Annotated in this window: 19 protein-coding genes; 15 read left to right on the forward strand and 4 right to left on the reverse strand. The window is 64.8% G+C overall.

Features of this window, described 5'->3' with window-relative positions:
• Positions 1-149 precede the first annotated feature (149 nt).
• The gene (locus tag P0D71_RS23770) at positions 150-1,328 is read left to right on the forward strand and encodes an acetyl-CoA C-acyltransferase (protein ID WP_408482411.1); all 1,179 of its coding nucleotides are present in this window, start codon (positions 150-152) and stop codon (positions 1,326-1,328) included.
• A gap of 109 nt (positions 1,329-1,437) precedes the next feature.
• On the opposite strand, the gene P0D71_RS23775 is transcribed toward P0D71_RS23770, so the two are convergent.
• Together P0D71_RS23775 and P0D71_RS23780 are read right to left on the reverse strand one after the other, a co-directional pair.
• The gene (locus P0D71_RS23775) at positions 1,438-1,941 is read right to left on the reverse strand and encodes an LEA/WHy family protein (RefSeq protein WP_408184709.1); all 504 of its coding nucleotides are present in this window, start codon (positions 1,939-1,941) and stop codon (positions 1,438-1,440) included.
• 70 nt (positions 1,942-2,011) lie between these two features.
• Positions 2,012-2,386: a hypothetical protein gene (locus P0D71_RS23780; RefSeq protein ID WP_408482413.1), complete on the reverse strand. Its 375-nt coding sequence runs from the start codon at positions 2,384-2,386 to the stop codon at positions 2,012-2,014.
• A 178-nt stretch (positions 2,387-2,564) separates the two neighbouring features.
• Between P0D71_RS23780 and P0D71_RS23785 the strand changes: the two genes are divergently transcribed.
• The 6 genes from P0D71_RS23785 to P0D71_RS23810 all read left to right on the forward strand — a co-directional run bounded on the left by P0D71_RS23785 (position 2,565) and on the right by P0D71_RS23810 (position 8,616).
• Positions 2,565-4,055, forward strand: a complete 1,491-nt coding sequence (locus P0D71_RS23785) for an aminotransferase-like domain-containing protein (RefSeq protein WP_408482415.1) — start codon at positions 2,565-2,567, stop codon at positions 4,053-4,055.
• 200 nt (positions 4,056-4,255) lie between these two features.
• Positions 4,256-4,645 carry a hypothetical protein gene (locus P0D71_RS23790; protein ID WP_091794346.1) on the forward strand — a complete coding sequence of 130 codons (390 nt, stop codon included), beginning with the start codon at positions 4,256-4,258 and terminating at the stop codon, positions 4,643-4,645.
• A gap of 348 nt (positions 4,646-4,993) precedes the next feature.
• Positions 4,994-5,479, forward strand: a complete 486-nt coding sequence (locus tag P0D71_RS23795) for a PaaI family thioesterase (RefSeq protein ID WP_091794342.1) — start codon at positions 4,994-4,996, stop codon at positions 5,477-5,479.
• A 114-nt stretch (positions 5,480-5,593) separates the two neighbouring features.
• On the forward strand, positions 5,594-6,592 hold the full coding sequence (locus P0D71_RS23800) for an NADP-dependent oxidoreductase (RefSeq protein ID WP_408184677.1): 999 nt from the start codon (positions 5,594-5,596) through the stop codon (positions 6,590-6,592).
• Positions 6,593-6,650: 58 nt separating this feature from the next.
• Positions 6,651-7,544, forward strand: a complete 894-nt coding sequence (locus P0D71_RS23805; protein ID WP_408482416.1) for an SDR family oxidoreductase — start codon at positions 6,651-6,653, stop codon at positions 7,542-7,544.
• Positions 7,545-7,656: 112 nt separating this feature from the next.
• On the forward strand, positions 7,657-8,616 hold the full coding sequence (locus tag P0D71_RS23810; RefSeq protein WP_408292806.1) for an alpha/beta hydrolase: 960 nt from the start codon (positions 7,657-7,659) through the stop codon (positions 8,614-8,616).
• A gap of 46 nt (positions 8,617-8,662) precedes the next feature.
• On the opposite strand, the gene P0D71_RS23815 is transcribed toward P0D71_RS23810, so the two are convergent.
• A complete protein-coding gene (locus tag P0D71_RS23815; protein WP_408184680.1) occupies positions 8,663-9,508 on the reverse strand; it encodes an NRDE family protein in 846 nt (281 codons plus the stop codon).
• An 88-nt stretch (positions 9,509-9,596) separates the two neighbouring features.
• Positions 9,597-10,670, reverse strand: coding sequence for a CAF17-like 4Fe-4S cluster assembly/insertion protein YgfZ (ygfZ, locus tag P0D71_RS23820; RefSeq protein WP_408482417.1), 1,074 nt, complete (start codon positions 10,668-10,670; stop codon positions 9,597-9,599).
• A 78-nt stretch (positions 10,671-10,748) separates the two neighbouring features.
• Between ygfZ and mltG the strand changes: the two genes are divergently transcribed.
• The 8 genes from mltG to P0D71_RS23860 all read left to right on the forward strand — a co-directional run bounded on the left by mltG (position 10,749) and on the right by P0D71_RS23860 (position 18,317).
• Positions 10,749-11,759, forward strand: coding sequence for an endolytic transglycosylase MltG (gene mltG / locus P0D71_RS23825; protein ID WP_091800527.1), 1,011 nt, complete (start codon positions 10,749-10,751; stop codon positions 11,757-11,759).
• Entirely contained in the window at positions 11,759-12,379 is a 621-nt protein-coding gene (gene tmk, locus P0D71_RS23830; protein WP_408184710.1) for a dTMP kinase, read from the forward strand. The genes mltG and tmk overlap by 1 nt, the downstream gene beginning before the upstream one ends.
• 94 nt (positions 12,380-12,473) lie before the next feature.
• Entirely contained in the window at positions 12,474-13,508 is a 1,035-nt protein-coding gene (locus P0D71_RS23835) for a DNA polymerase III subunit delta' (protein WP_408482418.1), read from the forward strand.
• A gap of 140 nt (positions 13,509-13,648) precedes the next feature.
• Positions 13,649-14,182 carry a GNAT family N-acetyltransferase gene (locus P0D71_RS23840; RefSeq protein WP_408482420.1) on the forward strand — a complete coding sequence of 178 codons (534 nt, stop codon included), beginning with the start codon at positions 13,649-13,651 and terminating at the stop codon, positions 14,180-14,182.
• Between the two features lie 34 nt (positions 14,183-14,216).
• Positions 14,217-15,008 carry a TatD family hydrolase gene (locus P0D71_RS23845; RefSeq protein ID WP_408482422.1) on the forward strand — a complete coding sequence of 264 codons (792 nt, stop codon included), beginning with the start codon at positions 14,217-14,219 and terminating at the stop codon, positions 15,006-15,008.
• Between the two features lie 67 nt (positions 15,009-15,075).
• Positions 15,076-15,810 carry an ankyrin repeat domain-containing protein gene (locus P0D71_RS23850; protein ID WP_408482423.1) on the forward strand — a complete coding sequence of 245 codons (735 nt, stop codon included), beginning with the start codon at positions 15,076-15,078 and terminating at the stop codon, positions 15,808-15,810.
• Positions 15,811-16,353: 543 nt separating this feature from the next.
• Positions 16,354-16,710, forward strand: coding sequence for a Rap1a/Tai family immunity protein (locus P0D71_RS23855; RefSeq protein WP_091794320.1), 357 nt, complete (start codon positions 16,354-16,356; stop codon positions 16,708-16,710).
• Positions 16,711-17,093: 383 nt separating this feature from the next.
• The gene (locus P0D71_RS23860; RefSeq protein WP_408482425.1) at positions 17,094-18,317 is read left to right on the forward strand and encodes a mechanosensitive ion channel family protein; all 1,224 of its coding nucleotides are present in this window, start codon (positions 17,094-17,096) and stop codon (positions 18,315-18,317) included.
• The last annotated feature ends 329 nt before the right edge of the window (positions 18,318-18,646 follow it).

The following is an 18,646-nucleotide window of genomic DNA, read 5'->3' on the forward strand; positions in this document are numbered from 1 at the left end:
CAATTTGCAAGTATCCACCAACTCGTATGGGACCAAAGCGCGCTGCGCGAGACCGGAGTAACGAGCTTTGCATGGGGCCGCATTACGCACCAAAGCGCGAACTCCGGCGACAGCTAAAGCGCTAACTCTGGTCGACACAGGAGACACGCATGACTGACGCCGTAATCGTATCGACCGCCCGCACGGGCCTCGCCAAATCATGGCGCGGCGGTTTCAACATGACGCACGGCGCGACGCTCGGCGGCCATGTCACTCACGCTGCCGTCGAGCGCGCGAAGCTCGACCCGGCGCGCGTCGAGGACGTGATCATGGGCTGCGCCAACCCGGAAGGCGCGACGGGCATGAACATCGCGCGGCAGATCGCGCTGCGCGCCGGTTTGCCGGTCAGCGTGCCGGGTATGACGGTGAACCGTTTCTGTTCGTCTGGATTGCAAACTATCGCGCTTGCCGCGCAACGCGTTATCGCCGGTGAAGGCGACGTGTATGTGGCGGGCGGCGTGGAGTCGATCTCGTGCGTGCAGAACGAGATGAACCGGCACATGATGACCGAAGGCTGGCTCAGCCAGAACAAGCCCGAAATCTACTGGTCGATGTTGCAGACCGCGGAGAATGTCGCGAAACGCTACTCGATCTCGAAGGAACGCCAGGACGAATATGGCGTGCGTTCGCAACAGCGAGCGGCCGCCGCGCTCGAAGCCGGCAAGTTCAAGGACGAGATCGTGCCGTTGACGGTGCTCGCGGGTGTTGCCGACAAGGCGACCGGCCGTCTCTTCACGAAAGAAGTGACCGTCAACGGCGACGAAGGCATTCGCGCCGACACGACGCTCGAAGGTGTGTCGAAGATTCGTACCGCGATGCCGGGCGGCGTGATCACCGCGGGTAACGCAAGCCAGTTCTCGGATGGCGCGTCGGCTTGCGTGGTGATGAACGCGAAGGTGGCGGAGCGCGAAGGCTTGCAGCCGCTCGGGATTTTTCGCGGCTTCGCGGTGGCCGGTTGCGAGCCGGACGAGATGGGCATCGGCCCGGTGTTCGCGGTGCCGAAGCTGCTCAGGCAGGCGGGTTTGAAGGTCGAGGACATCGATCTGTGGGAGCTGAACGAAGCGTTCGCGGTGCAGGTGCTGTATTGCGCCGACAAGCTCGGTATTGCGCACGATCGCCTGAACGTGAACGGCGGCGCGATTGCGGTGGGCCATCCGTATGGCGTATCGGGCGCGCGTTTGACCGGCCATGCGTTGATTGAAGGCAAGCGGCGCGGCGCGAAGCTCGTCGTCGTGACGATGTGTATTGGCGGCGGGCAGGGCGCGGCGGGTTTGTTCGAAGTGGTGTGATCCCGTTCGAGCGGTAAAGAACGGCGAGTGCCGTGTGGTTCGGCGCGACGGCGACGAACCCGCGGCACTCGTTTTTTTATCCGCGCGGTGTAGACCCCGATTACCCGTATCACGGCAACGCCATGCCGGTCGACGGCAGGCTCAACGTGCCTTGATCGACGAATCGCGTCGTGCCCGTGAGGCCACCCGCGAGCTTGCCGCGCAGAATGTACGGAATTTGCCCCGACTGCGCCGCGCCCGCGAAGGCGAACGCCTGGCGAACCGCGGCGAATGCCGGCACGGTCAACGGCACATTGACGACCGTTTCGCCGAAGCGCGGCACGCTGCCGGCCTGATCGCTCACGCCGCTTGCAAACGGCTTGCCGTTCAGTTCGAGATCGAGCGACACGCCGTTGAAGCTGATCGTGGAATCGTTGGGATTCTGCACGCGCAGTTTTACGTTGAAGCGCATCTCCAGACCCTGGCCGTCGATCGGTTCGAGACCGGCCACGTTCACGCGCAATGGATCGCCGCCGAACAGGCCCGCGCAGCCGTTGAGCGTTAGCGTGACGATGGCGAGGACCGTGGCCAGACGAATGGAACGGCCTAACAGCAGCGCGCGGAAGAAGGACATGACCTGCACCTCGAAACAAGCGGCTTGGATCATGCATTGTACCGGGCCGTGTTGGCCGCCGAGCGGCGTTTCAGGCTGTGCGCCGCAGGCGTGTTTTGACGAGACTGGCCAGATGGCGCGCGGTTTGACGGATCAGACTGCGGCGGTCGTGAAGAGCGCGCGAGGGCTGCACGACGAACGCGGCAGTGTTCGCACGCACGCCGCTGATCGACACGACGCCGCGTTGCGGCGTAACGAAGCACTCGCCCTCGTGCAAGGTGATCGACGTGACAGGCACGGCGTCGCCCAGCCAGGCGAGAGCGTGATCGCGGAACGCGAGCTGAAGATCGCCTTCGACGGCGACAATCGAAGTGCCGGCGCGCAACTCATGCACGGCCATTTGACCTGCGGCAAGACGAGAAGCAGTGCGGTGCGCCGGATCGGAGCGACATTGACGAAGAGACATGGCCGTTTCCTTGAAAGCGTTTTCATGCCACTCAGCTTATTGAGTCCGCTCAAATGAAAACAGCCGCAGCCATCAGCAATGTGAACCGGTACAGCAACGCGGTTTAGTGCGCTGTATCGGCTGGAATCGTGCGGATGTGTATCTGTTGCGACGCGCGAACTGTCCGCACCATCGGCGGATGATTCAATCCATTCTGACCCGGCAGGCTGCGGACCCGCTGCCCGATAACCAGCCGCTGTACCGGCAGCTGGCCGATCAATATCGCCGCGCGATCGGCAGCGGCGTGCTGCGCCCGGGCGACCGAATGCCGTCGATACGCGCATTCATGCGCCGGCACGGCGTCAGTCTTGCGACCGCGACCGAGAGCTACCGCGTACTGGAACGCGCCGCGCTGATTGACGCCCGTCCGCGCGCCGGTTACTTCGTGCGTGTGCCGCCCACGGCTGCGTTGCCGGCCGCGTCCGAGCCCGATCTGGCGGTGCTGCCGGGCGCCGCGCAGTTCGTCGGCATCCATTCGGCGATTTCCGCGATCGTGTCGAGATTGCAGCGACATCCGGACGCGCTGAATCTCGGCGGCGCGACCGCCTCGCCCGATCTCTATCCCACCGATGCATTGCAGAAAGCCGCGCTGCGTGCACTGCGCAAGCGGCCCACCTTGCTGACCGCCGCCGGGCACGACCAGGGCGATCCGGCCTTGCGCGCGATCATTGCGCGCCGCGCGCTCGACGCCGGCATCCAGATCGGCGCGGACGACATCATCATGACGCACGGCGGTATCGAAGCCGTGAATCTTGCATTGCGAGCGGTGACTCAACCCGGCGACACCGTCGCGGTCGAATCGCCGTGCTTTTTCGGTCTGCTGCAGGCGCTGGAAAGCCTCGGCTTGCGCGCGCTCGAAATTCCCGCCAGTCCGACCACCGGCCTCGCCATCGAAGCGCTGGCGTTCGCGCTGCACACGCATCCCGACATCAAGGCCGTAGTCGTGGTGCCGAACCTGCAGAACCCGCTCGGCAGCGTAATGCCCGACGCCCACAAGGCGCGGCTCGTCGAACTGTGCGCGCGAGCCGGTATTGCGCTGATCGAGGACGATCCATATCGCGAGCTGGCCGACGCGGCACAGCCGCCCAGATCGTTGAAGGCCTGGGATACGGACGGCACCGTGATCCACTGCACGTCGTTCAACAAGGTGCTGGCACCCGGCATGCGGGTCGGCTGGATCAATGGCGGCCGCTGGCATCCACGTATCGGCATGCTGAAGTTCGCGCAGTCGCGTCACAACGAACAGCTGTCGCAAGTCGTGCTCGCCGAGTTTCTGGAGACGAACGCGTATGAGCGGCATTTGCGGCGTCTGCGCGAGCGGCTGCGGCTTCAGCGCGAACGGATGGCGGCGGCGATCGCCACTTCGTTTCCGGATGGCACGCGCTTCACCCCGCCGGCCGGCGGGATGTTTTTCTGGATCGAATTGCCGCGAGAGACGTCGTCGGCGGCGCTCTTCGAGGCGGCGTTGAACGACGGCATTCGCGTGATGCCGGGGACGGTGTTTTCGAACGCGGGGCGTTTCGATCATTTCATCCGGCTCAGTTCACCAAGCACGGATCTCGATCGCGCCGACGATGCCGTGCGCAGGCTAGGGCGCCTGGCTGCGCGTCTGGCGACGCACGCGGGCTGAGCCGGCGCGGCACGGACGTGGCGCCGACGTACAATTGACAAGTATCTGAAAAAGCATATTGCCCGGCTAGTGGCATCTCCCCGCCATTAGCAATCCGGTCATCTGCTGATTGCTCCCCGGCGGCTTCTGGCAGATCGTTTCCCGGAGGCCAATGGCGATCTGCACCGCGCCACGATTCGAAAATCATCACGGAGACCGATATGCCATTCATTTGCGAAAACGTCGAGTGTCGAGCTGTGCTGGCCCGCAAACAGGTCAAACCGAATCGGGATAACAACGCGTTTTTCTTCTATTGCCCCGACTGCAACACGCGCAACGAGCTGATCGATGTGGGCGCGGCAGGTGGTCCTCTGGAACTGATTCAACCCGTGCGGCAAGGACTCCCGCACAAAGTGGTGGCAACGGCCCGGCCTCTCGAGGACGGCAGGTACGCGGCGCAGTTGAGCATTCAGAAGGCGCTTGGAATCAAGGGGCCTTTCGCGGCGGAAGAACGGTGGGACGAGCTTGGCATTTTCCCCGACGCACAAGGCGCCGTCACTCATGCTAAAACCACTGCAGCGGGTTGGTTGGGGGCTGACTTCAGCCACTAGATCGCTGAAAGAATTGCGTGTCTGAACGTCTGGCAGCCACTCTCTGATTTATCGTCGATAAAGTCCTTACCCGATTGGCGCAACTCGCGGAGCGCGGAGCCCGATCGGGTCACCACCCCTCCAATCGTCCTTCATTTCGATCCTGCCGGCGCAATTCACAGCGAAGCGCAATGCTCGCGAGCGAGCCATTACCGGTGTCGCCTGCGCCTTTGCGTGCCGGCCCGACCTCCTGATAAAGCTCCATCGAAGGTGTAAGTTTGATAGGCTTAGTGTTTGCCTCGGCCGAAGGCATTCTCGCGTCCTGCATCAACCGCATGAACGCACTGACCACGAAATTTGAAAACAGCCATGACCGATTCGCCTTCATCCAAAGCGAGTACCGAAACCCTGCTCGAGAGCCCGTTCGTCGACCGGTTAGGCGCGCAGTTAGTGTCGGCTGCGGACGGCGCTAGCGAAGTCGCGCTGCCGTTGCAGCCGGATCATATGAATACGTGGGACGTCGCCCACGGCGGCGTCACGATGACGCTCGCCGACATCGCGCTCGCCATGGCCGCGCGCAGTCTCGCGGGCGACGGGGTGGGCGTGGTCACGGTCGAAATGAAGGTCAACTTCATGCAGCCGGGCCGCGGCGAATTACGTGCCACTGCCCGCGTGTTGCACCGCTCGACCACCATGGCTTATTGCGAAGGCGAGATTCGCGACAGCGAGGGCCACTTCGTCGCCAAGGCGCTCGGCACGTTCAAATACATGCGGCGTCTCGCCGTCGGCCGCGAGGTGAGGCAGCAGCGTTTGCGCAGCGACCCGTCGGCGAAACCCGGTCCGAGCGACGGCTGAGCGCTGCCTTGAACCGCGCGTGTCAGGGAGGCGTCCGCGCCTCCTGGCTCCGCCTTCGTGTAAGCCGTTCGAATCATCCGCCGATCCCATCGGCAACTTATGGAGACGATCGCCATGACCCAGATCAACCGCCAACTCGTGTTGGCGTCGCGCCCGCAGGGGGCCGTGACCCCCGACAACTTCCGCCTCGTCGAAACGCCGCTCGCGCCGCTGGCCGAAGGCGAATTGCGCGTGCGTAATCACTACCTGTCCCTCGACCCCTACATGCGCGGCCGCATGAACGACAGCAAGTCGTATGCGCCGCCGCAGCCGCTGAACGAAGTGATGATCGGCGGCACGGTGGGTGAAGTGGTCGAGTCGAAAAATCCGAAGTTCGCAGTCGGCGACAAAGTCGTCGCGATGTTTGGCTGGCAGGAGTACGGCACGTCGAACGGAACGGGCCTGCAGAAGGTCGACGACACGCATGTGCCGCTATCGGCCTATCTCGGCCCGGTCGGCATGCCCGGCGTCACGGCGTGGTACGGCCTGAACCGCATCATCGCGCCGAAAGCGGGTGAGACGGTGGTGGTCAGCGCGGCGAGCGGCGCGGTGGGCAGCGTGGTCGGCCAACTGGCGAAGCTGGCCGGCGCGCGCGCAGTCGGCATTGCCGGCGGCGCGGACAAGTGCCGCTATGTCACCGAGACGCTCGGCTTCGACGCGTGCGTCGACTACAAGGCCGGCAATCTCTATCAGGACCTCAAGGCGGTGACGCCGGACGGCGTGGACGGCTACTTCGAAAACGTCGGCGGTGAAGTGCTCGACGCGACGCTCGCGCGTATGAACGCATTCGGCCGGATCGCGCTGTGCGGGTTTATCGCGGGCTATGACGGCCAGCCGTTGCCGCTCAAGCATCCGTCGCTGATGCTCACGCAGCGTCTGCTGGTGCAGGGTTTCATCGTGAGCGAGCATATGGACGTATGGCCCGAAGCGCTCACGCAACTCGGCACGCTGGTTGCGCAGAAGAAGCTGCACTATCGCGAGACCATCGCGCAAGGACTCGATGCGGCGCCTGAGGCGTTCATTGGCCTGCTCAAAGGCAGGAACTTCGGCAAGCAACTCGTCAAGCTGATCTGAGCGCGGCGGCAGTCGGGCAGATCACGCAAGGCGCCGCTCAATCCAATGGAGTGACACGATGTTCGATTTCGCAGGCAAGGTGGCGGTGATCACCGGTGCGGCCAGCGGCTTCGGCCGCGCATTCGCGCAGAAGGGCGCCTCGCTCGGCATGAAGCTCGTGCTGGCCGACGTGAATCCCGGTGCGCTCGCGCAAACCGTCGACGCATTGCGCGCCGGCGGCGCCGAAGCGATCGGCGTGCCGACCGACGTCGCGAGCGCGGCGCAGGTCGAAACGCTGGCGCAAGCCGCACTGGCCGCCTACGGCAAGGTGCATCTGCTGTTCAACAACGCAGGCGTAGGCGCGGGCGGCTTTCTGTGGGAAAGCTCGGCGAACGACTGGTCGTGGGTGTTCGGCGTGAACGTAATGGGCGTCGCGCACGGCGTGCGGGTGTTCACGCCGATCATGCTGGCGCAGAACGAGCCCGCGCATATCGTCAACACGGCGTCCGTCGCGGGCTTGCTGTCGCCGCCCGCCATGGGCATCTACAACGCGTCGAAACACGCGGTGGTGTCGCTCACCGAAACGCTGTATCACGATCTGCAGCTGGCGCAGGCCGCGCAGGCGGGAACGGCAGGCGGCCAGGTCGGCTGTTCGCTGTTGTGCCCGGCCTTCGTGCCGACCGGCATCGCCAATGCGGAACGCGCGCGGCCTGCTGATCTGCGCAACGACAGCGGTCCGACCCGCTCGCAGATCGCCGCGGGCAAGCAGCTGCAGCGCGCGGTGCAGTCGGGCAAGCTGAGTGCCGACGACGTCGCAGACATCACCTTCGAAGCGATCGCGGCGCGGCGTTTTTACATCGTCACGCATCCGGGCATCATGGCAACGGTGAAGCTGCGCCACGAGGATATCGAGCAGTTGCGCAATCCCACTGATCCAATGTCGCTGAAGCCGGAAGTGAACAACGCCGGCTAGCCGGGACGCTTGCCGTATCGCCTGCGCCCGCTGAGATCCAGGGCGCCGGTTTCCTTTTGAACCGCGCCGGTTTATTTCAAACCTTCGGCGCTTATGCGCCATAAGACGCACCATGCCGCTGAATCCGAAGATCGAGCAGGTGCTCGATATGATCGAGCGGGCCAGGCGCCCGAAGCTCCATGAAATGACCGCGCAGGACGCGCGGGCCTCGTACGAGAAAAGCGCGCCGATTCTGGAGATCGCGAGCGCGCCGATGTTCGCGATCGAAGATCTGCAAATCGCGACACGCGACGGCGCGACGATTCGTGCGCGTCTGTACCATCCGGTCGAGCCGAGTTGGGCCGAGCCCGCGCCGGCGTTCGTGTATTACCACGGCGGCGGCTTCACGGTGGGTAGCGTCGATACGCACGATGCGCTGTGCCGGATGTTCGCGCGCGACGGCAATTGCGCGGTGTTGTCCGTGGACTATCGCCTCGCACCGGAATACAAATTTCCCACTGCCGTCGAGGACGCTTTCGACGCCTTGAGCTGGCTGCACGCGCACGCAGCCGAATACGGGCTGGACGCCGGCCGGCTGGCAGTGGGCGGCGATAGCGCGGGCGGTACGCTGGCCACGGTCTGCGCGGTGCTCGCACGCGACGCCGGTATCGAGCTCGCGCTGCAATTGCTGATCTATCCGGGCACGACCGGCCATCAGCAAACCGATTCGCACTCGCGCTTCGCCAACGGCTTTCTGCTGTCGGGCGACACGATTCAATGGTTCTTCGACCACTACGTGCGCGCGCGCAGCGACCGTGACGACTGGCGTTTCGCGCCGCTGGACGGCCAGCTTGGCGCGCCCGAATTCAGCGGCGTCGCGCCTGCGTGGATCGCCACCGCCGAATACGATCCCTTGAGCGACGAGGGCGACGCCTACGCGGAGAAATTGCACGCGCTGGGTAATCGGGTCACGCTCAAGCGCTATCCGGGCATGATCCACGAGTTCTTCAAGATGGGCGGTTTCGTGCCGGACGTCGCGCAGGCGCACGCGGATGCCGCAGCGGCCTTGCGCGCGGCTTTCGATTCCGACTGAGGGCGTTCATCGGGTTGTCGGCGGCCGAGGAGCCACCGGACCCTGGTCACGCGATCTCGCGTTCGATATTGAAGGCGAAGCTGCGCTCGAAGTCGCCGGGCCGCGCGATCCGATGCGAGCCGTTGTCGTCGCTGCGCTCGGCGACGGCCACGCTGATCACTTCGCCGTGCAGGGTCACGCGCAGTGCGGTCGTCCCGCGTGTGCCGTACTCCGGCGTTTCGATGAATGCAGCCGACAGCGCCCGTTCGCGTTCGAGCGGAATGCCGGTGGACGGCAGTTCGTCGTCGCGGGCGAGGCGCGGATCGCGCATCAGGTCGATCAGGCGTTCGAGCGGCGGCATCGCGTTGCGCGCGAGCAGCGTGCCCAGTTCGGCGCGCTTTTTGACGAGCTTCGGCCACGCGGTATCGAGCACCGCGTTCGAGATGCCGTGCGTGCCGGGTTCGAGCAGCGTCGGCGCGCGCTCGGAACGGTTGCAGTACCAGGCGAGTTCGCGGCGCGTCCAGTCGCCCACCAGCAGATTGAACCCGTTATAGATGTCGCCGGTTTGCGCTACGTGCCGCAGGTACGCGAGCGGAGTGCCGTGCGGGTTGCCATTCGAGTCGCGCGTGGCGCCGCTCAGCCAGTCGCTGACGAGCGTGCCGCGGGTCGGCGCGTCGGCGCGCATTTCGTGCGGCGCGCGGTAATTGGTCAGCGCGGCGAAGCGGCCGTCGCGCGACGAGCCGAGCCACGTGCCACCGCCTTGCAGATCGCGCCCGGCCAGCACCGTCGGCGCGTCGTGCCACCAGCCGACCGGTTCGGCCGTGCGGCGAAAGAACTCGTCGCGATTGGCGGCAAGCGTGAAGAGCGGGCCGTCGACCGCGTCGGGTCGCCAGTCGAACACGATCAGGCACATCGGGGGCGTCTCCCGGTGGAGGCGTTGCAGTTGAAAAGGCCAGTAAAAAGCGGCGCCTGACTGCGCCGCTTCGTTCCCCGCGAGAATGTCAGACTTCGGTGGGCAGCCCGTAGGGCAGCGTAAGGAACCGCAGCGCCGGGCCGTCCGCCGCGCCCAGATGTACCGAGCCGTTTTCCAGCGCCGCGAGCTTGATCTCGACCAGCAGATCGACGCCGCCTTCCGGCGCCGACGCCGCGTTCACCACCATGCCGCACGGCTGGCCCGGATCGTCCGAATGGAACAGTTCCGCGCCCGCGCGCACCGTGTCGAGTTCGCCAGCCACATTGGCGAGCGAAGTGCGCCGCTTGATCGTGCCGCGATACTGGCTGCGCGCCACCACTTCCTGGCCGGGATAGCAGCCTTTGCGGAAATTCACCGCGCCCAGCACGTCGAAATTGACCATTTGCGGCACGAACTGCTCGACCACCGGCTGGGTGATGCGCGGCTCGCCCGCGCGAATGTCGAGCCAGTCCCACACGGCCGGCGAGACGCGTTTGAGCTTCTCGTCCAGCAAGGGCAGGTGCGACTCGATCTGCGCCTTCGGGCCGATCCACAGGTAACGCAGGCGCCCGAGCGCGTCCGGTACGCGAATCAGCGAGCCCGCCGCGCCGTCCACTTTCACGTGCACGCCGTCCGGCAGCGCGTCGAACACGTTCGAGAGCGCCTTGCGCACGTCGCCGGCAAGACCGATCACCGCCAGTTCGCCGCTCGCGTCAGTGAGTTTGGCCTTGGCGCGCAGCACGAACATGGAGAGCCGCTTCTGCACCGCGGCCTGCACGTCTTTCGACACCAGCAGGCGGATCGTGTCGCCGCTGCGCCACGTGAGGAACGACGCCAGCAGACGCCCCTTGGCCGAGCAGTAACCGGCCAGACGCGCGTTGGCGGCGTCGAGGTGCTGGGTGTCGTTGGTCAACTGGCCGTGCAGGAAGCTTGCCGCGTCGTCGCCGGTGGCGTCGATCACGCCGAACTGCGTGAGCGGCATATACGCGCCTTGCTGAACGAGCGCGTCGAATTCATCGGCGGAGGGGCGCGGCAGCGCGGGAAGACTAGCCAGTGTGGCGGCGGCTGCCGGAGGAGCTGTGTTTGGAGGCGTGCCTGAAGCGGTAGCGAGCGGTGTGTTCATGGATTCCGGGAACAGTCAATTCTGACTTTGGCTAAGGCAAACAAGTATTATATGCAGTCCAACCCTGCCACGTTTCGCATGTCCCTGTTCAAGAAATGTTTCATTGCCGGCTCACTCGTCGTTGTGCTGGCCGCAGCCGCAATTGCTGGCGGATACCATTGGGCCACCAGTCCGCTCGATCTGACTCCTGCGCAACTCGATGTCACGGTCAAGCCGCATAGCAGCTTGCGCAGCGTCACGCTGCAACTCAATCGAGGCGGCGTGCCGGTCGAAGCGGAGCTGTTCGTCATCATGACGCGGCTGCTCGGACTGCAAAGCGAGCTGAAATCGGGCAACTACGAGTTCAAGACGGGCGTGACGCCGTATGAGGTGCTGCAGAAAATCGCCCGCGGCGACGTCAACGAATACGTGGCGACCATTATCGAAGGCTGGACCTTCAAGCGCATGCGCGCCGAGCTGGATGCCAATCCGGCGCTCAAGCACGACACGGCCGGGATGAGCGACGCCGACCTGATGAACGCGATCAACGCGCCGGAGGCGTCGATCGGCAATGGCGAGGGACTGTTTTTCCCCGACACCTACCTGTTCGACAAAAACACCAGCGACCTCGACGTGTACCGCCGCGCCTACCGTCTGATGCGCCTGCGGCTGGACGAGGCATGGACCGCGCGCGCGGCGAATCTGCCGTACAAGACGCCGTACGACGCGCTGACCATGGCGTCCATCATCGAAAAGGAAACCGGCAAGCCGTCTGACCGGCCCATGGTGGCCGCGGTGTTCGCGAACCGGCTGCGCGTGGGTATGCCGCTGCAAACCGACCCGACCGTGATATACGGCATGGGCGAGAGCTACAGCGGACGCATCAGAAAGAAAGACCTGCAGACCGACACTCCCTACAATACCTACACCCGCATGGGGCTGCCGCCAACGCCCATCGCGCTGCCCGGCGTGGCGTCGCTGCAGGCGGCGCTGAACCCGGCACCCAGCACCGCGCTGTATTTCGTCTCGCGCGGCGACGGCAGCAGTATCTTTTCCGACACCCTCGGCGATCACAACAAGGCCGTGGACAAATACATTCGAGGGCAATGATGGCGCGGGGCAAATTCATTACGTTTGAGGGCATCGACGGAGCGGGCAAGACCACCCACCTCAGCTGGTTTCGGGAGCGCCTCGAACAGAAAGTGGCAAGCACCGGCCGCGCGGTCGTCATGACGCGCGAACCGGGCGGCACGCCGCTCGGCGAGCAGATCCGCGAAATCGTGCTGCATCAGAAAATGGACCTCGAAACCGAGGCGCTGCTAATGTTCGCGCTGCGCCGCCAGCACCTGGCCGAAGTGATCGAGCCTGCGCTCGCACGCGGCGACTGGGTGCTGTCGGACCGTTTCACGGATGCGACCTTCGCCTATCAGGGCGGTGGCCGCGGACTGCCGCGCGACAAGCTGGAAACGCTGGAGCGCTGGGTGCAGGGCGGTTTCCAGCCGGACCTGACAGTGCTGTTCGACCTCGCGCCCGAAATCGCCAGCGAGCGGCGCAGTGCGGCACGCGATCCGGATCGCTTCGAGAGCGAATCGGCGGCATTTTTCAATCGCACCCGCGCCGAATATCTGCGCCGCGCCGAAGAAGCGCCGTACCGGTTCGCTATCATTGACTCCGCGCAGAGCATTACGCAGATTCAGAGAAGACTTGAAGAATTGATCGCAGTTCTTTGATTTAAAAAGAATATAACCTTGGTTTATATCGGTTTTCAGAGTTCATGCGGTACTGCATGTAACGTCTGCAACCGTTTGATCGAAAAGAGAAACAATGATTTATCCGTGGCAAGCCGATGACTGGAACCGCCTGCAGCAACTGCGCGGCCACTGGCCGCACGCCCTGTTGCTGCATGGGCAGGCGGGCATCGGCAAGCTGCGCTTCGCGCAGCATCTCGCGCAGGGCTTGCTGTGCGAGGCTCAGCAGGCCAACGGGGAGCCGTGCGGCGCGTGCGTGGCCTGCAACTGGTTCGCGCAGGGCAATCATCCGGACTACCGGATCGTCGTGCCCGAGGCGCTGGCCGCCGAAGCGGGCCTGAACAACGCCGCGGACGAAAAAGCCGACAAGGCCGATGCCGACGAAGGCAAGAAGACGCGCACGCCCAGCAAGGAAATCAAGATCGAACAGATTCGCGGTTTGCTCGATTTCGTCGGCGTGGGCTCGCACCGCGGCGGCGCGCGCGTGGTCGTGCTGTATCCGGCGGAAGGGCTAAATATCGCCGCGGCCAATGCGCTGCTGAAGACGCTCGAAGAACCGCCGGCGGGAGTCGTGTTCCTGATGGTGTCGGCGCGTATCGATCGCCTGTTGCCCACCATCATCAGCCGCTGCCGCCAGTGGCCGATGACCATGCCCGCGCCGGACGTGGCGACGAAGTGGCTTGCCGCGCAAGGCGTGGCCGAGGCGCCCGCGCTGCTTGCCGAAGCCGGCGGCGCGCCGCTCACGGCGCTCGCGCTCGCCAGCGACGAGAACCGCACGCTGCGCGACTGGACGCTCAAGCAACTGGCCGCCGGCCCCGGGTGCGACGCCTTCGCCTGCGGCGAGGCGTTGCAGAAGCTGCCAGTGCCGCTGGTGCTAGGCTGGCTGCAACGCTGGATGTACGATTTGCTGGCGCAGCGCACGGCCGGCGCGCCCCGTTACTTCCCGCAAGCCTCGGCGGCATTGACGCGCTGCGCGTCGCAGGCCGACGCCAGCGCGTTCGCGCGCTTCATGCGCACTGTGACGCGCCAACGCGCCGTCGAGAACCATCCGCTGAATGCGCGGCTGGTGTTCGAAGAGCTGTTTATCGGCTATCGCGAGTTGTTCGCGTAAGCCGCCGCTGCGTGCGGGGCGCGTTCTCGGCCGCTGGCGCGCTGCGCCGCGCCTCACAGCCGGCGCCGGCCCGCCATTCGTCCTGCGCCGTTCGTCCGCCGTTCGTCCATTATCCGCTTCCATCTCACGTTCAACGCACCATGAGCCTTTCCTACCGCGATGCCACGCTCGACGATCTGCCCGCTATCGTCGCCATCTACAACTCGACGGTGCCGTCGCGGCAAGTCACCGCCGATCTCGAGCCGGTCAGCGTCGAAAGCCGGCTGACCTGGTTTCACGCGCATGGCCCGCACAAGCGTCCGTTGTGGGTGGTGGAAGACTCGCAACAGCCCGGCCGCGTGATCGCATGGCTGAGCTTTTCGGACTTTTATGGCCGCCCGGCCTATCTGCGCACCGCCGAAGTCAGCATCTATCTCGACGAAAGCGCGCGTGGCAAGGGTCTCGGCAAGCAATTGCTGGCGGCTTCGCTAGCGGCGGCGCCGGCGCTCGGCATCGATACCGTGCTCGGCTTCATCTTCGGCCACAATGACGCGAGCTTGCGCCTGTTCCGCGGCTTCGGTTTCGACACGTGGGGATCGTTGCCGCGCGTGGCCGTGCTGGACGGCGTGGAGCGCGATCTGGTGATTCTCGGCAAACGCCTCGACACCGCCGCGACAGCTCCGGCCTCCGCCTGATTCCCTTCGAGCCAGCCCTACGCAGGACACCCCCATGTTTGTCGACTCGCATTGCCATATCAACTTCGAAGGACTCGCCGACCGCCTGCCGCAGGTGCTCGAGAACATGCGCAGCCATTCGGTCACGCATGCGCTGTGCGTGTCCGTTGATCTCGAAACGCTGCCTTCCGTGCTGGATATCGCCAGCCGCCATGAGAACGTGTACGCGTCGGTCGGCGTGCATCCGGATCACGAGCACATGCGCGAGCCGAGCGTCGCCGAACTGGTCGAACTGGCCGCGCATCCCAAAGTGGTCGCGATCGGCGAGACCGGCCTCGACTACTACCGGCTGGAAGGCCGCACCATCGCCGACATGGAATGGCAGCGCGAGCGCTTTCGCACCCATATCCGGGCGGCGCACGCCGCGAACAAGCCGCTGATCATCCATACGCGATCGTCGTCGGAAGACACGCTGCGCATCATGGCCGAGGAGCGCGCAGGCGAGCCGGGCGGCGTGATGCATTGTTTCACCGAGCCGTGGCATGTCGCCGAACAGGCGCTTGCGCAGAATTTTTACATCTCGTTGTCGGGCATCGTCACGTTCAAGAGCGCGACGGACGTGCAGGACGTCGCGCGCCGCGTGCCGCTGGAGCGTTTGCTGATCGAAACCGACTCACCGTATCTCGCGCCCGTGCCGTATCGCGGCAAGCCTAATGAACCTGCGTACGTAAGTTATGTCGGACGGTTCATCGCGCAACAACGCGACATGCCGGAAGCGGCGCTGGCCGAGGCGACCACGCAAAACTTCTTCCGCCTTTTCAAGATTCCCGCGCCGGTTGGTGTGTGAGGCGTAAAGTCGATAAATATCAACAGGATAGGGAATTTTCCTAAAGTTAAATATGAGAGAAATTTCGATGTCGTTGACTGCCCAGCAGGACACTTACGCAGGCGTGACAACGCGTGGCGCGCTGGCTTCGGCACGGCGCGGCGTCTCGCGCTTCACGTTCGCCGCTGCGCTCGTTTGTGCCGCGCTGACTTCGCTGGCGGTGTCGCCGGCCCAGGCGGCGCCGATCGATTCGCTGATCAAATCGGTCAAGTTCGACGACGTGGACGGCGTCAACAAGTTGCTCGCCAAGGGTATGGACCCGAACAGCGTGGATAACCAGGGCATTCCGCTGCTGGTGCTGGCCGCGCGTGAGAAATCGGATAAAGTCGGCGCCGCGCTGCTCGCCAATCCGAAGACCAACATCGAGATTCAGGACAAGGCCGGCGAGAACGCGATGATGATGGCCGCGCTGAACGGCGATCTCGCCTTCGTCAACCAGCTGATCGCGAAAGACGCCGAGGTCAACAAGAAGGGCTGGGCGCCGTTGCACTACGCGGCGGCGAACGGCAACGACGACATCGTCAAGGTGCTGCTCGACCATTCGGCCTACGTCGACGCCGGCTCGCCGAACGGCACCACGCCGCTGATGATGGCCGCGCGCGGCGGCCACGTGTCGACCGTGAAGCTGTTGCTCGACAACGGCGCGGACCTGACGGTGAAGAACCAGATCGGCATGACGGCGCTCGATTTCGCGAAGACCTACAAGGAGCCGGACGTGGTCGAAGGGTTGACCGCGCGCCTGCAGCAGATGCAACAGAAATAGTGTGCGCGGCTCACGGCGGCCGGTTTGCCGGCGGCTTGGAGCGCGGGTAGAAGGTCTAGCGCTCTGTCGGCGGGCTGGAGCGCGAGTCGAAGGTGTATGCGCTCTGCCGGCGGGCTGGAGCGCGAGCCGAAGGTGTATGCGCTCTGGCCGGCGAATTGGAGCGCGAGTCGAAGATCTACGCGCTCTGTCGGCGGCCCGGAGCGCGGGTCGAAGGTCCACCCGCTCTGCCTGCCGCCTGAAGCGCCAATCGAAGGCCCACCCGCACTGACAGCCATCTGAGCTCCTGTCAAAAGCCCGCGCGGTCTGCCTGCCGCGACGGGCGCCGCCCGCGAAACGCTGCCGTGGCATCGCTGAAGCACACGAGTGCCGGAGCACTTGGCGCCGCCAACTCACCCGGCTTAAAAAAAGTGCCTGAAGATAGCGGTGGCGCGCACGCTTGCGCTTCGCAAAACAGTGCAGAATGTCGACTTTGGCGCGCCACATGTGCGCGCCCTTTGGATGCGGCGAAAGACCGCCTGATAAACGACCCTGGAAAGGAACACCATGCTGCGGGCTTTGATTTTCGCCAGCGCGCTCGCCGTACCGCTATCGGCAGCCGCGTTTACGGGAGGCGACCTCAACAAGCTGTGCACCAAGACGGACGTGGCATCGCGTAGCGCGTGCGCCGCTTATATCGAAGGCGCCGCCGACGGCATCTTCAACACCATCGACGCGATCGGCGGCACGACCGGCCCGCGCGTCGGCCAGTACTTCTGCCTGCCGCAGGACGCGCGCTCGGCGCAGCTGACCGACGCGGTGCGCAAATATATCGCTGAGAATCCGATCGTCGCGGGCTATAACGCCAGCACGGCGATCTCGCTCGGGCTCGGTAAAGCGTTTCCCTGCAAGAGCGGCAGTTGAAATGAATCACGGCTGATGCCCTGCGCGTCGGCATCCGGCGTGTTGGGCGTTTCGGCCCATGAGGGTTTTCCGGCTTTTCAGCCGTGGGCACTTCGGGGCATTTCTCATAGCTCTACCTGAGACCCGGTCTCAACGCCGGCTGTCCGCTTGTAGAGGCGGCGGGCCTCGCCACCTTTCGCGGATCGCGCGGAAGAACAATCTAAGATGTCAGTAGGCAGGTCGTGCAGTCGTGCGGCCTCGCGTCCGCTTCAGCGGCGCCTCGCGACCGGCGCCTCCCGGCAGCCGGGCGCCTTTCGCCACTCCGCGGCTACCCCGCGGCCATGTCGGTGGCCGGTTCCGCGCCGGCTCAGCTCAGCACTCATGCCAGGAGGACATTCCCCTTCATGCCTACTCTCGACGACCTCAGCCGTATCGCCGAAGCGCCGCTGCACACGTGGCTCGGCGCGTTGATCGTCTCGGTGATCGCGGTGGTGCTGGCCGTGGGCATCCATCGGGTCGGCGCGCGTATCGTGACGCGGCTCGCGCGGCCTTATCCGCTCACCAGCGTGGTGCTGCGCTATATCGACAGGCCTGCGCTATTCATGCTCGTGATCCTCGCGCTGGAGGCAGTGGGCTGGGAAGCGCCCGACACGCTGACCTTCATCACGCCGTTGCGCGACGCCGCCGCAATCGCGCTGATCGGCGCGATCACCTGGCTCTCGGTGCGTTCGGCGGCGGCGATCGGCGAGGCGATCATTCAGGCCCATCCGCTCGATACCGCCGACAACCTCCAGGCGCGCCGCATCCATACCCAGGCGCGCGTGCTCGCGCGTTCGGTGATGTTCGTGATCGTGATCGTCGGCGTGGGCGGCGCGTTGATGACGTTCCCCAATGTCCGGCAGATCGGCGCGAGCCTGCTTGCTTCGGCGGGTGTGGCGGGACTGGTCGCCGGTATCGCCGCGCGGCCGGTGCTCGGCAATCTGATCGCCGGCTTGCAGATTGCGCTGTCGCAGCCGATCCGTCTCGATGACGTCGTCGTGATTCAGGGCGAGTGGGGGCGTATCGAGGAAATCACCGGCACGTATGTATCGGTGCGTCTGTGGGATCAACGTCGGTTGATCGTTCCGCTGCAATGGTTTATCGAAAACCCGTTTTCGAACTGGACCCGCAGCAGTTCGCAGATCATCGGCACGGTGTTTCTCTACGTCGACTACCGCATGCCGCTCGCGCCGTTGCGCGAAGAACTCGCGCGCATTGTCGAGGACGCGCCCGAGTGGGATCGCCGCGTGCAGGTGTTGCAGGTGACGGACGGCACCGAGCGCTCGATGCAATTGCGCGCCCTCGTCAGTTCGCTCGATTCCGGCCTGAACTGGGATTTGCGCTGCCGGGTGCGCGAGGGATTGCTCGACTACATTCAGAAGCACTACCCGCAGTACCTGCCGCGGGCGCGCGCGGAAGTGTCGGCGGAACTCGAAGCCGGCAAGGGCGAAGCGCTCGACTGGGTGCCGCGCAGCACGCAGACGCCGGCCGGCAGCACGGCCGCGCACACCGAGGCCGATCCGGTGGCGAGTCGCGCCGCGAGGCCACCGGCGGGCGAACTGCAGCAGCATGTGAAGGAAAAAGTTTGACGGCGGTCTGACGGCGGGCTTGACAGCGATCAGACAGCGAATCAGGCATGCGGCCAGACAAGCGGCCAGACAAGCGGTCAGACAAGCGGTCAAACAGGCGGTCAAACAGGCGGTCAAACAGGCGATCAAACATGTGGCTTGAGGGCGTTTTGACGGAGGCTTGACAGCAGTCCGGCGGCAGGTTCGATCGCGGCTTTAACCACGGCTTTGACCACGAAACCGCCAGACTGTGGCACGCCGACGCCGATGAATGCAACTGATCGGGCACCAAAGCGGTCGAACCGTCCACTCACTCACGAAGCCGGCGCGGCTTCGCGTGTCTCATCGTG

Origin of the sequence: Paraburkholderia sp. RL17-383-BIF-A, from assembly GCF_046028015.1 — a bacterium.
GTDB lineage: Bacteria > Pseudomonadota > Gammaproteobacteria > Burkholderiales > Burkholderiaceae > Paraburkholderia.

Bases quoted from the DNA above. Each gene is read 5' to 3' on its own strand.
- P0D71_RS23770 (WP_408482411.1), top strand. From the start codon at position 150: ATGACTGACGCCGTAATCGTATCGACCGCCCGCACGGGCCTCGCCAAA.
- P0D71_RS23775 (WP_408184709.1), bottom strand. From the start codon at position 1,941: ATGTCCTTCTTCCGCGCGCTGCTGTTAGGCCGTTCCATTCGTCTGGCC.
- P0D71_RS23780 (WP_408482413.1), bottom strand. From the start codon at position 2,386: ATGTCTCTTCGTCAATGTCGCTCCGATCCGGCGCACCGCACTGCTTCT.
- P0D71_RS23785 (WP_408482415.1), top strand. From the start codon at position 2,565: ATGATTCAATCCATTCTGACCCGGCAGGCTGCGGACCCGCTGCCCGAT.
- P0D71_RS23790 (WP_091794346.1), top strand. From the start codon at position 4,256: ATGCCATTCATTTGCGAAAACGTCGAGTGTCGAGCTGTGCTGGCCCGC.
- P0D71_RS23795 (WP_091794342.1), top strand. From the start codon at position 4,994: ATGACCGATTCGCCTTCATCCAAAGCGAGTACCGAAACCCTGCTCGAG.
- P0D71_RS23800 (WP_408184677.1), top strand. From the start codon at position 5,594: ATGACCCAGATCAACCGCCAACTCGTGTTGGCGTCGCGCCCGCAGGGG.
- P0D71_RS23805 (WP_408482416.1), top strand. From the start codon at position 6,651: ATGTTCGATTTCGCAGGCAAGGTGGCGGTGATCACCGGTGCGGCCAGC.
- P0D71_RS23810 (WP_408292806.1), top strand. From the start codon at position 7,657: ATGCCGCTGAATCCGAAGATCGAGCAGGTGCTCGATATGATCGAGCGG.
- P0D71_RS23815 (WP_408184680.1), bottom strand. From the start codon at position 9,508: ATGTGCCTGATCGTGTTCGACTGGCGACCCGACGCGGTCGACGGCCCG.
- ygfZ (WP_408482417.1), bottom strand. From the start codon at position 10,670: ATGAACACACCGCTCGCTACCGCTTCAGGCACGCCTCCAAACACAGCT.
- mltG (WP_091800527.1), top strand. From the start codon at position 10,749: ATGTCCCTGTTCAAGAAATGTTTCATTGCCGGCTCACTCGTCGTTGTG.
- tmk (WP_408184710.1), top strand. From the start codon at position 11,759: ATGGCGCGGGGCAAATTCATTACGTTTGAGGGCATCGACGGAGCGGGC.
- P0D71_RS23835 (WP_408482418.1), top strand. From the start codon at position 12,474: ATGATTTATCCGTGGCAAGCCGATGACTGGAACCGCCTGCAGCAACTG.
- P0D71_RS23840 (WP_408482420.1), top strand. From the start codon at position 13,649: ATGAGCCTTTCCTACCGCGATGCCACGCTCGACGATCTGCCCGCTATC.
- P0D71_RS23845 (WP_408482422.1), top strand. From the start codon at position 14,217: ATGTTTGTCGACTCGCATTGCCATATCAACTTCGAAGGACTCGCCGAC.
- P0D71_RS23850 (WP_408482423.1), top strand. From the start codon at position 15,076: ATGTCGTTGACTGCCCAGCAGGACACTTACGCAGGCGTGACAACGCGT.
- P0D71_RS23855 (WP_091794320.1), top strand. From the start codon at position 16,354: ATGCTGCGGGCTTTGATTTTCGCCAGCGCGCTCGCCGTACCGCTATCG.
- P0D71_RS23860 (WP_408482425.1), top strand. From the start codon at position 17,094: ATGCCTACTCTCGACGACCTCAGCCGTATCGCCGAAGCGCCGCTGCAC.